Raw genomic sequence first — 10,696 nt, forward strand, 5'->3', positions numbered from 1 at the left:
TATGTTTACGATGGTACAGAAGCTTTGGTTGACAGTAGTATGTGCAGTATTTGTAACAGTTGCCTTTCTTTACTTTGTATCTTTATATTCGTATGAAAAATTATATGTTGATAATTTAAAAGATTCATTAGTAATGGAAGGGAAGCGTCTTGCTGCGCAATATGATAAGAGCGAAGGAATATCAACTTTTGAAGAGAAAGTAAGAGCGTTTGATCAAATATCTAGTTCAGATGTTCTTTTCGTATCTAATCCACGTGATTTAAGTGCATGTTTACCTTTTGATGTGCATCATCATTCTCTTATAAGTGAAGGGGACAGGCAAGCATTATTAGATGGAAAAACTGTGACAAAGATAGGGTATGAGGAACATTTTGAACGTAATATTATGGGGGTTGTCATCCCTGTTTTAGAAAATAAAAAATTAGTGGGCATTGTATATTCTTATATTCCTTTAAAAAGTATAAAAGACTTAATATATGATATGGGCCTTATTTTAGCACCGTTAGCACTTGCTATTACTTTACTGACAATATGGATTGGTAGAAAAATTATTATTGCTATTACGAGACCACTTTCGCAAATGGAACGAGTTGCCAATCATTTGGCTACGGGAGATTTCTCAGAACGAATTACAATTTCTTCTGAAGATGAAATTGGACGATTAGGAAAAGCATTTAATAAAATGGCAAATTCCTTAGAGACAGAAGACGTAAAGCGTAAGGAGTTTTTAGCTAACGTTTCACATGAACTAAGAACACCACTTAGTTATATAAAAGGGTATAGCGAGGCTATTTTAGATGGTGTAGCGAAGGGGCCACAGCAAGAAAAAGTGACACAGCTCATTCATAAAGAAGCAGATCGTATGCAACGTCTCGTTCACGATTTATTAGATTTAGCACAATTAGAAGGGGAACATTTTCCGTTACAGAAACAACCCATCGTTTTTTCACAACTAATTGAAGATGTGTTAGATACGTATGAGATTAAGTTTATAGAAAAGAAAATTCGTATTTCAACAAATTTAAATCCAGAAATCATTGTAATGATTGATGAGGATCGTATGCAACAAGTGCTTCATAACGTGTTAGATAATGCGATACGGTATACAAATCAAAACGGGGATATTATGATAACGCTCAGGCAGATAGATGATTACTGTGAATTGAGTATAAAAGATACAGGAATCGGTATTGATAAAGAGCATTTAGAAAACCTTGGTGAACGTTTTTACAGAGTCGATAAAGCGAGAAGTCGTCAACATGGTGGAACAGGTTTAGGCCTGGCAATTGTAAGACAAATTGTTCATATACATGATGGACAGTGGAAAATTGAAAGCGAAAAAGGGAATGGAACGACGGTTAGTATTAAATTGAAAGTACAGAATGAGGAGAGCATGTTCTAATTTTTAGAGCATGCTTTTTATATTGAAGACAATAGTTATACGTAAAGATATAAATTAATATGTAATAAATATCGAAAATTTGACGATTTTATGAACAAAACATTTGTACTTCTTACCAATTCGTTCTAAAATAGTTATGATGCAAAGTTTTTATAGATCGTTTCAATTGTTGTTTGGAAGATACTGAGGTGATTTAACTGGAGTACAAATCTATTAAACCGAAAAAGATTTACGAAGAAGTATCTGAAGCTATTTTAACAATGATTAAAAATGGTACGTTAAAACCTGGTGACAAACTACTTCCTGTACATCAATTAGCTGAGCAGTTTCAAGTTGGCAGATCTGCTGTTCGTGAAGCGCTAAGTGCGCTAAGAGCGATGGGCTTAATTGAGATGAAACAAGGAGAAGGTACATATGTGAAGAATTTCGATTCTTCTTCATTAACAAAATCATTAAACAATAGATTATTAATGAAGAAAGAAGATATTTTGAATTTATTAGAAGTACGAAAGGTGCTTGAAGTGGGGGCAGTTCGAGCAGCTGCGGCAAAACGTACGGAAGCTAATTTGCAAAATATGAAGCATTGGTTAGATGAAATGGCAAAGAGCATTGGAGATGAAAAAGCTGGTGAAAAAGCAGATTTTCAGTTCCATATGGGAATTGCAGAGTCTTCGCATAATAACATTTTACTTGAACTCATGAATCATGTTTCAGAGATGATTGCTGAAACGATTGGTGAATCAAGACGCATTATTTTATATGGTGAACAAACAACATCAGAACGACTTATAGAAGAGCATCAAGTTATATATGATGCAGTGTTAAAGCAAGATGTAGAATTAGCGCAGCAAGCAATGCTAGATCATTTAACAAATGTAGAACATATTGTCACAGGTAGAAACGATATAAATTCGTAATTTAATCTTTTAAAAATCTAATTTTCTGATAAAATAGAGAGAGATTAAGTAATCGTTTTCTTTAGAAGAGGGAGAGGATAGGCCATGGTTGAGCCTACTCTTCTTTCCTTAGTCATCTGATGACCATATGTTTGTTGGTGGAGTTGTAAAAAGGGGGAGTAATAATTATGAAAGTTACTTTATTTGTTACTTGTTTAGTCGATATGTTTGAAACAAACGTCGGCAAAGCAACAGTTGAGGTGTTGGAGCGTTTAGGTTGTGAAATTGAATTTCCAGAAGCGCAAGTTTGTTGCGGGCAACCTGCTTATAATAGTGGCCATGTAGAAGCAGCAAAAGAAGCGATGAAACATATGATTGAAACTTTCGAAGATGCAGAATATATCGTTACGCCATCTGGTTCTTGTGCGACAATGTTTCATGAGTATCCGCATGTTTTTAAAGATGATCCGAAATGGGCTAAACGTGCACAAAAAGTTGCTGATAAAACATATGAATTTACACAATTTATTGTAGATGTTTTAAAGGTTACAGATGTTGGTGCAAGTTTACCAGGAATTGCTACTATTCATAAATCTTGTCATATGACACGTATGCTTGGAGTAACAGAGGCACCAGGGATTTTATTATCAAATGTAAAAGGGTTAACTGTGAGAGAGTTACCAAATGTGCAAAATTGTTGCGGGTTTGGGGGAACGTTTTCAGTGAAGATGACTCCAATTTCTGAGCAAATGGTAGATGAAAAGGTAGATAGTGCAATGGAAACAGGTGCTGATTATTTAATCGGTGCAGATTGTGGGTGTTTGTTAAACATTGGCGGACGTATTGAACGTTTAGGAAAAGAAATAAAAGTAATGCATATTGCTGAGGTACTGAATAGTCGCTCATGAAGGGGGAACATAAGCTATGTCTATGAAAATCAGTGAGAAAAAATTTAATAATCGCGTTGGCGATGGAATTCAAGATTCGTTTATGCGGGGAGCTGTATCTTCTGCACAAACGCGTTTATATACAAATCGCTTAAAAGCAGCGGACGAATTAGGAAACTGGGAAGAGTGGCGTGAACTTGGTGAAGAAATTCGTCAACATACGTTAGAAAATCTTGATTATTACTTAATGCAGTTAAGTGAAAATGTATCCAAAAGAGGCGGGCATGTGTACTTTGCGAAAACGAAAGAGGAAGCAGCAAAGTATATTCAAGACGTTGCCAAAAAGAAGCAGGCAAAAAAAGTAGTAAAATCAAAGTCGATGGTAACAGAAGAAATTAGTATGAACCACGCGCTTGAAGAAATTGGTTGTGAAGTGTTAGAAAGTGACTTAGGAGAGTATATTTTGCAAGTAGATAACGATCCACCTTCACATATTATTGCGCCTGCACTTCATAAAAATAGAACGCAAATTCGTGATGTATTTAAAGAAAAGCTTGGCTATGAAAATTCTGATGACCCATATGAAATGACAAAGTTTGTTCGTAAACAACTGCGTGAAAAATTTATGGATGCAGAAATTGGTGTGACAGGTTGTAACTTCGCTGTTGCAAATACGGGTTCTCTTTGTTTAGTAACGAATGAAGGTAATGCCGATCTTGTCATGTCGATTCCGAAAACACAAATTGCAGTAATGGGTATGGAACGTATGGTTCCGACAATGGAAGAATTAGATGTTTTAGTTGGTTTACTATGTCGTAGTGCAGTAGGTCAAAAGTTAACAAGTTATGTAACGGTAGCGGGACCAATTCAAGAAGAGGAAGTAGATGGTCCAGAAGAATTCCACTTAGTTGTGGTTGATAATGGTCGTTCTCAAATTCTTGGATCTGAATTCCGTCAAGTATTGCAATGTATTCGTTGTGCTGCTTGTGTTAACGTATGCCCTGTATATCGTCATGTTGGTGGACATTCATATGGTTCTATATACTCAGGACCAATTGGTGCGGTATTAACACCACTTTTAGGTGGATATGATGATTACAAAGAGCTTCCTTATGCCTCTAGTTTATGCGGAGCGTGTACAGAAGCTTGTCCAGTAAAAATTCCATTGCATGATTTATTATTAAAACATCGTCAAGTTATCGTTGAGCAAGAAGGACGTGCTCCACTTGCAGAAAAGTTAGCAATGAAAATGTTTAGTATGGGCGCATCTTCAGCAGCTTTATATAAAATGGGATCAAAAATGGCGCCAGCAGCAATGAGTCCATTTACATCTGGTAACCGTGTATCAAAAGGTGTTGGGCCACTTAAAAACTGGACAGATATTCGTGAATTCCCGGCGCCAAGTAAAGAACGATTCCGTGATTGGTATAAAGATCATAAGAAAGGCGGGGACAAATAATGACAGGATTAATTCAAAACCGTGACTCCTTTCTAGATAATATTGCAAAGGAACTTGGACGTACACGTAAAACGGATGGTGTAGAACGCCCAGTATGGAAAAATAATGTGAATAAAGAAACGTTAAAAGATTATTCACAAGAAGAATTGTTAGAAGTATTTAAAAATCAATGTACAAACATTCATACAACTGTTGTGGAAACGACAAACGCCCGTTTACGTGAAGATATTCAAAAAGTAATCGTTGAAAATGGCGGGGGACCTATTATGTTATCGGCAGATGAACGTTTTGATTCTTATGGGTTGACTTCTTTATTTAAAGAAGAGCTTCCAAAGCAAAATGTTGAAGTGAATGTATGGGATCCAGAGAAAAAAGAAGAGAATATGCGTATCGCAGAAAGAGCAAATATCGGAATTGCATTTAGTGACTATACTTTAGCTGAATCTGGTACGATCGTTGTACAAAGTCATAAAGGACAAGGTCGTTCTTTACACTTTTTACCTACTGTATACTTTGCTATTATTCCACGTGAAACACTTGTGCCTCGTATTACACAAGCAGTTCAGGATATGAACACACGTGTAGAAAATGGCGAAGAGGTGGCATCTTGTATTAACTTTATCACAGGGCCTAGTAACTCGGCAGATATTGAAATGAATCTTGTTGTTGGAGTACATGGACCATTAAAAGCAGTATATTTTATCGTATAAAAGAGGGGAAAGCAGGCCAGAAAATGGCCTGCTTTTTTAATAGAATAGAGATAATATGAAGTAGAAGTTCTCTCCTTTTTTTGCTATGTTCTTCTGGAAAGGAGAGGAAGGGATGTTCACTTATGTATATGCATTGTTAGTTGGGATGGTGTTTGGTTCCTTTTTTATGTTAATTGCGATGAGAATTCCGCTAGGTGAGTCTATCATTATCCCGCGTTCACATTGTCATTATTGTAAGTATGTACTAAAGCCAAAAGAATTAATTCCAATCATTTCTTTTTGTATACAAAGGGGACGTTGTACGAATTGTAAGAGGAAAATTTCAATTTTGTACGTAATATTTGAACTTGTAACCGGAATAATATATCTTCTTACTGTATATATGATTGGGGTGGAACGAGAGCTTATCATCATTTTATCACTTTTTTCGTTACTTCTTATTATTTCAGTTACAGATTACATATATATGTTAATCCCTAATCGTATTTTAGCTTGGTTCTCTTGTTTACTTATTTTAGAATGTGTTTTTGTACCGTTAGTCACTTGGACAGAGAGTATAGTTGGGAGTGGTGTTATATTCATTTTGTTATACTGCATGCAAAAGATATATCCTGAAGGGCTTGGTGGGGGGGATATAAAACTACTTTCGTTACTTGGATTTATAGTGGGACTGAAAGGGATTTTTATGATTTTATTTTTATCATCTTTCTTTAGTCTTTGTTTCTTTGGAGCTGGTTTAGCATTAAAAAGAATTAAAATGAGGACTCAAATACCGTTTGGCCCTTTTATTAGTCTTGGGGCGATTTGTTACATGTTGTTCACGTATGCAAAATAGAGAGGGGATAGAAAATGAATGTATATATGGATGATCAAAGAAGTTGTCCATACGGGTATGTGCTCGCAACTACAGTAGAATGTGCCCTGCAAATGGTTCGGGATTATGATGTGAATATGCTATCCCTTGATTTTAATATGGGATGGGGAGAAAAAAATGGATTAGATTTTATAGAGACTTTTTGTAAAGAGGGTTTATACGTCAATGAATTACACTTTCATACGAATGATGTCATCGGTATGCATAAGATGAAACAGAGAATTAATAAGGGAAAGGAAGAAGGAGAGATTAATCCTAACCTTGTTGTTAAATATGTTGGGAGCTAAAAACTCCAAAGTAAAACTTTGGAGTTTTAATGTTTCATATGCGCTTGCAGAGGAATAATTTCTTCTTGTTGAGCTGCTACTAATTCAGTTTCTTCTTGTTTCACGTCAGGTACTTTCTTTGTTAAGTAGTGGTATACCATACCGACAAATACTGACCCACCAATAATGTTACCGATTGTAACTGGAATTAAGTTATGAATAGCACCTGCAAAAGAAATTGTCTCAGGATGCGGTGAAACTAAAGATAGAGCAAACAGTGATAAGTTTGCGATGCTATGCTCGTAACCAGATAAGAAAAATGTGAAAACGAGTAGCATCATGATCATTATTTTTGCTGTATCCCCTTTAACTTGAGAAGGTAAGAAGCAGGCAAGACATACAAGCCAGTTACATAAAATTGCTTTAAAGAATAATTGCATTGTAGTTGTATTCATTTTTCCCTCAACAACTTTATTCATTAAATGACCGTGATCGATTGCTTCGAAAATGCCAGTTGCGTAAAATAGTAAGGCAAAGAATAAAGCACCTGCTAAGTTACCTGCATAACAAGCAACCCAGTTACGAAGTGTATCAGATATTGTTGTTTCTTTTCTTAATGTTGCTACAGTGAAGTACATTGTGTTTCCAGTAAACAATTCAGCACCACCATATATAATAAGTACGAGAGCAATTCCGAAAAACATAGAAGCAGCTAAATAAGTTGCTGGTGAATCTGCAATGTGAAAAAAGTTACCTAATTTAAAACATAGAACAATAATAAAACCGATATAAATACCCGCAAGTGCTGCACGAATGAAATATTGCATCGGGTTTGTATCTAGTATTTGTTTTTTGCTTTTAGCCAGTTTGACAACATAATCTAATCCTTGTTCTAGCATGAGTAATACGCTCCTTTAGTACATCATCTATAAAGTGAAACTTTAATCAGTGGGGGTTTTCTTCATCCCTCACTGATTATTAGTTGAACCAATCGGACTTTTATGGGCAGTTGATCCCCACCGAACTTCTTTGCTTTCACTGAATTTTGAGGTGGGGGGTCTTACTGCCCATTAAAGTGGGATAAATACTCCTTATATGAATAAAGTACATGGATTCTGTCATAGTTTCAATAAGTTTGTGCAATGTTTCACAAAAAGGACATACATGAATTGAGAAAACGTTTACAAAAAATAGTATAATAGAATTTTTTCTGGACATAGAGAGGGGACAAGGAAAAAAGAAAAAGCGCTGTAATTACAGCGCTTTTTCGTCTAAATTCTTTTCGACTTTTGTTTCTACTTCTTTCGAGAAGAACCAACCACCAACTGCGATTCCAACTAATACAATCCAGAATGTAAGCTTCCATGGTGTAGATTCTGGGAATGAATGTGGAATTACATTTAATGCAGGGTGTGCCAACGTATAAACTGCTAGTTTCACACCAACCCAACCTACAATTAAGAATGCTGCAGTTTCAAGTCCTGGTTTACGTTTTAAGATTTGTACGAAAGCAGTTGCTGCAAATCGCATAATGATTAATCCGATAAGTCCACCTACAAAGATAACAACGAATTGTCCAGTATCAAGACTACCAATTGTACCTAATCCTGTTTTTGGTAAAGTCATTGCTAATGCAACAGCAGCTAAAATAGAGTCAACTGCGAAGGCGATATCTGCAACTTCAACTTTAAATACAGTCCACCAAAAGTTCTCTTGTTTTTTCTTTGCTTCTTTTTCTTCTGTTTCTTCATCCGTATTCTTTTTAACATACGTTTTAAATAAATGATTACCAGCGATAAACATAAGATAAATTGCACCGATTGCTTGCACTTGCCATACATCGACTAAGAACGAGATCATGAATAACGATCCGAATCGGAAAACAAATGCCCCCGCTAATCCGTAAAATAATGCTTTTTTACGTTTTTCTTCTGGTAAATGTTTTACCATAATTGCAAGAACAAGCGCGTTATCAGCCGCTAAAATCCCCTCTAGTGCAATTAGGATGAGTAATACCCAACCATACTCCAATAATAATGATACATCCATGTACATTCTCCTCTCATTTCTATAAATACTAAATAAGTGAAGAATTTCCCCACTATTTAGTTTCCCCATACTCCTGCCTATTAACTTTGGGAGAATTTGGCAATGAATGCAAAAAAGACCTCTGCCGTTAATAGGCAAAGGTCTTGCTAGACATATGTAATGAAAATGCCAACAAAGCCGGAAGAACTAAGTTCTACGTAATGACGACTTTGTTTCCAAGAAATATTCTTGGACGCTACTCCCCTTTGGAGATATGCTATTGTACTCTCATTATATGGATAATTTATACGGTTGTCAACCTGTTAAAATGTCTTCATTCGGATATTTTATTTTTCGGTTCTTTTTACGTGCAAATGAAAAAGCCAATGTTAAAGGTCCCATCTTCCCAAAGAACATCATAAAGATAATAATAGCTTTTCCGATCATAGTTAAGTGTGGTGTGAAATTCATACTGAGACCGACAGTCCCAAATGCTGAAAATACTTCGAAAGCACTCATCAATAGAGGAACACGCTCAGTAATACTTAAAATTAAAATAGCAAAAAAAATAAATGAAATAGAAATAATAGCGATGGTCAATGATTTGACAATGAGAGTATCTTTAATGGATTTTTTAAACACGACAATATCATCTTGTTCTTGTAAAAATTTAAATACCCCAAAAAACATGATTAAAAATGTTGTCAACTTAATCCCACCACCAGTTGAAGCACTACCAGCGCCAATAAACATAAGGAGCATCATTAATAGTAGGGAAGGCTTTGATAAGGCAGAAATATCAACTGTATTAAACCCGGCAGTGCGAGTTGAAACTGCCTGGAAATAAGCAGCCATTCCCTCTTCAAAGGGGGTAAATCCTCTCATAGAAAGGGAATTGTGGAACTCGAATATAAAAATAAAAACAGTCGCAATAATATTGACGATTAGAGTAGAAGAGAGCATAAGTTTTGAGTGTAATGTAAGGTTTTTAAAATTTTTCTTTTTCTTTATATCTACGATTACTGTAAAACCAATCCCGCCTAAAATAATGAGGGAGGAAATAACGAGATTGACAAGAATGCTATGAGAATGGGACATTAAATTATCGCTCCATACAGAAAAACCAGCATTGTTAAAAGCAGAGATTGAATGAAAAAAGCTATAATAGAGCCCTTTAGCAATCCCATATTTCGGTATCCATTCAAAAGAAAGAATCAAAGTAGCGATACATTCGACTGTAAAAGAGAATAAAAATAATGCTTTAGCAAGACGAATCACACCGCCTATATTCGTTTGATTTAACGCTTGTTGCAGTAAAATTCGGTTTTGAAGACCAATTTTTCTACCTAGCATAATCGCAATTAAAACGGCAAAGCTCATAATGCCAAGTCCACCCACTTGTATAAGTGTTAAAATGACACATTGGCCAAATAAGGTAAATACTTTCCCTGTGTCCACAACACCAAGCCCTGTAACCGTACAAGCAGAAACGGTTGTAAATAAAGCATCGAGCCATGAAATAGACGTCGTTGTAGCAATTGGCAACTTTAATAAGCATGTGCCGATAATTGATAACATAATAAAAGACAAAGTAAGAACACGGGGAGGACTCATGCGAATGTTAATCTGTTTCATGTTACATATCGTTCCTTTCAGTTTGCTCTTACTAGTATGTGAAAAAGTACGATTATGTATGTTAAAAATAGAAAGAGGCAGAGAATATCTGCCTCTAAGCCATATGTTATAGTGTTATCCACGTAATTGTTGTTGAGCTAAAGCAACAAGACGTTTTGTTACTTCACCGCCAACTGATCCGTTAGAACGAGATGCTGTATTAGATCCTAAGCTTACGCCGAATTCTTGTGCAATTTCATATTTAAATTGTTCAAGTGCTTGTTCAGCACCAGGAACTAGTAATTTGTTTGTTTTTACCATGTTGATACACATCCTTATGAGTAGTCCAGTTCAGCTAAGTACGTATCTGAACTGGTACCGTTATTTTATGTGGAACCGACGTACTCATACGCGGAAGTAATCGGTGTGATTAGAAGTTATTGGATAGAAAAAAGAGTAGCAAAATTGGTATTATCCCCTTTAGGTAGACAGTAAAAAAAGAGTCCATCTGGTATGATGGACTCAGTACTGTTTTATCTGGAGGGGATTTTTTATGGCAA

Annotated in this window: 11 protein-coding genes and 1 riboswitch; of the genes, 7 read left to right on the forward strand and 4 right to left on the reverse strand. The window is 35.7% G+C overall.

Annotated features, from left to right (window positions below; translation table 11 throughout):
- The first annotated feature begins 1 nt into the window (after nucleotide 1).
- The 7 genes from ACVWY7_RS06365 (at nucleotide 2) to ACVWY7_RS06395 (ending at nucleotide 6,515) form a co-directional block, all read left to right on the forward strand.
- On the forward strand, nucleotides 2–1,402 hold the full coding sequence (locus tag ACVWY7_RS06365; RefSeq protein WP_073522406.1) for an ATP-binding protein: 1,401 nt from the start codon (nucleotides 2–4) through the stop codon (nucleotides 1,400–1,402).
- Nucleotides 1,403–1,629: 227 nt separating this feature from the next.
- Nucleotides 1,630–2,319 carry a FadR/GntR family transcriptional regulator gene (locus ACVWY7_RS06370; protein WP_254904554.1) on the forward strand — a complete coding sequence of 230 codons (690 nt, stop codon included), beginning with the start codon at nucleotides 1,630–1,632 and terminating at the stop codon, nucleotides 2,317–2,319.
- Between the two features lie 167 nt (nucleotides 2,320–2,486).
- Nucleotides 2,487–3,206: a (Fe-S)-binding protein gene (locus ACVWY7_RS06375; RefSeq protein ID WP_000869149.1), complete on the forward strand. Its 720-nt coding sequence runs from the start codon at nucleotides 2,487–2,489 to the stop codon at nucleotides 3,204–3,206.
- Between the two features lie 16 nt (nucleotides 3,207–3,222).
- Complete coding sequence (locus tag ACVWY7_RS06380; protein WP_212113859.1) at nucleotides 3,223–4,644, forward strand: LutB/LldF family L-lactate oxidation iron-sulfur protein; 1,422 nt, start codon at nucleotides 3,223–3,225, stop codon at nucleotides 4,642–4,644.
- Entirely contained in the window at nucleotides 4,644–5,354 is a 711-nt protein-coding gene (locus tag ACVWY7_RS06385; protein WP_144507406.1) for a LutC/YkgG family protein, read from the forward strand. Before ACVWY7_RS06380 ends, ACVWY7_RS06385 begins: the two co-directional genes overlap by 1 nt.
- Before the next feature lie 112 nt (nucleotides 5,355–5,466).
- Nucleotides 5,467–6,189, forward strand: coding sequence for a prepilin peptidase (locus ACVWY7_RS06390; protein ID WP_105989023.1), 723 nt, complete (start codon nucleotides 5,467–5,469; stop codon nucleotides 6,187–6,189).
- Nucleotides 6,190–6,203: 14 nt separating this feature from the next.
- Nucleotides 6,204–6,515 (forward strand): cyclic-phosphate processing receiver domain-containing protein, encoded by a 312-nt coding sequence (locus ACVWY7_RS06395; protein ID WP_001103774.1) that lies wholly within the window; start codon nucleotides 6,204–6,206, stop codon nucleotides 6,513–6,515.
- A 26-nt stretch (nucleotides 6,516–6,541) separates the two neighbouring features.
- Here ACVWY7_RS06395 and ACVWY7_RS06400 read toward each other — a convergent pair whose 3' ends face one another.
- The 4 genes from ACVWY7_RS06400 to ACVWY7_RS06415 all read right to left on the reverse strand — a co-directional run bounded on the left by ACVWY7_RS06400 (nucleotide 6,542) and on the right by ACVWY7_RS06415 (nucleotide 10,457).
- Nucleotides 6,542–7,393, reverse strand: coding sequence for a formate/nitrite transporter family protein (locus ACVWY7_RS06400; protein WP_144507408.1), 852 nt, complete (start codon nucleotides 7,391–7,393; stop codon nucleotides 6,542–6,544).
- Nucleotides 7,394–7,748: 355 nt separating this feature from the next.
- Entirely contained in the window at nucleotides 7,749–8,543 is a 795-nt protein-coding gene (locus tag ACVWY7_RS06405) for a TerC family protein (protein WP_000383325.1), read from the reverse strand.
- Nucleotides 8,544–8,633: 90 nt separating this feature from the next.
- Nucleotides 8,634–8,799, reverse strand: a riboswitch (yybP-ykoY riboswitch).
- Nucleotides 8,800–8,837: 38 nt separating this feature from the next.
- The gene (locus ACVWY7_RS06410; protein ID WP_456523708.1) at nucleotides 8,838–10,166 is read right to left on the reverse strand and encodes a TrkH family potassium uptake protein; all 1,329 of its coding nucleotides are present in this window, start codon (nucleotides 10,164–10,166) and stop codon (nucleotides 8,838–8,840) included.
- A gap of 105 nt (nucleotides 10,167–10,271) precedes the next feature.
- A complete protein-coding gene (locus tag ACVWY7_RS06415; protein ID WP_000241212.1) occupies nucleotides 10,272–10,457 on the reverse strand; it encodes an alpha/beta-type small acid-soluble spore protein in 186 nt (61 codons plus the stop codon).
- Nucleotides 10,458–10,696 lie beyond the last annotated feature (239 nt).

The organism is Bacillus sp. TE9106W (genome assembly GCF_054062215.1).

Coding starts and splice junctions, on each gene's coding strand:
- ACVWY7_RS06375 (WP_000869149.1), top strand. CDS start 2,487: ATGAAAGTTACTTTATTTGTTACTTGTTTAGTCGATATGTTTGAAACA.
- ACVWY7_RS06395 (WP_001103774.1), top strand. CDS start 6,204: ATGAATGTATATATGGATGATCAAAGAAGTTGTCCATACGGGTATGTG.
- ACVWY7_RS06415 (WP_000241212.1), bottom strand. CDS start 10,457: ATGGTAAAAACAAACAAATTACTAGTTCCTGGTGCTGAACAAGCACTT.
- ACVWY7_RS06365 (WP_073522406.1), top strand. CDS start 2: ATGTTTACGATGGTACAGAAGCTTTGGTTGACAGTAGTATGTGCAGTA.
- ACVWY7_RS06385 (WP_144507406.1), top strand. CDS start 4,644: ATGACAGGATTAATTCAAAACCGTGACTCCTTTCTAGATAATATTGCA.
- ACVWY7_RS06380 (WP_212113859.1), top strand. CDS start 3,223: ATGTCTATGAAAATCAGTGAGAAAAAATTTAATAATCGCGTTGGCGAT.
- ACVWY7_RS06405 (WP_000383325.1), bottom strand. CDS start 8,543: ATGGATGTATCATTATTATTGGAGTATGGTTGGGTATTACTCATCCTA.
- ACVWY7_RS06400 (WP_144507408.1), bottom strand. CDS start 7,393: ATGCTAGAACAAGGATTAGATTATGTTGTCAAACTGGCTAAAAGCAAA.
- ACVWY7_RS06390 (WP_105989023.1), top strand. CDS start 5,467: ATGTTCACTTATGTATATGCATTGTTAGTTGGGATGGTGTTTGGTTCC.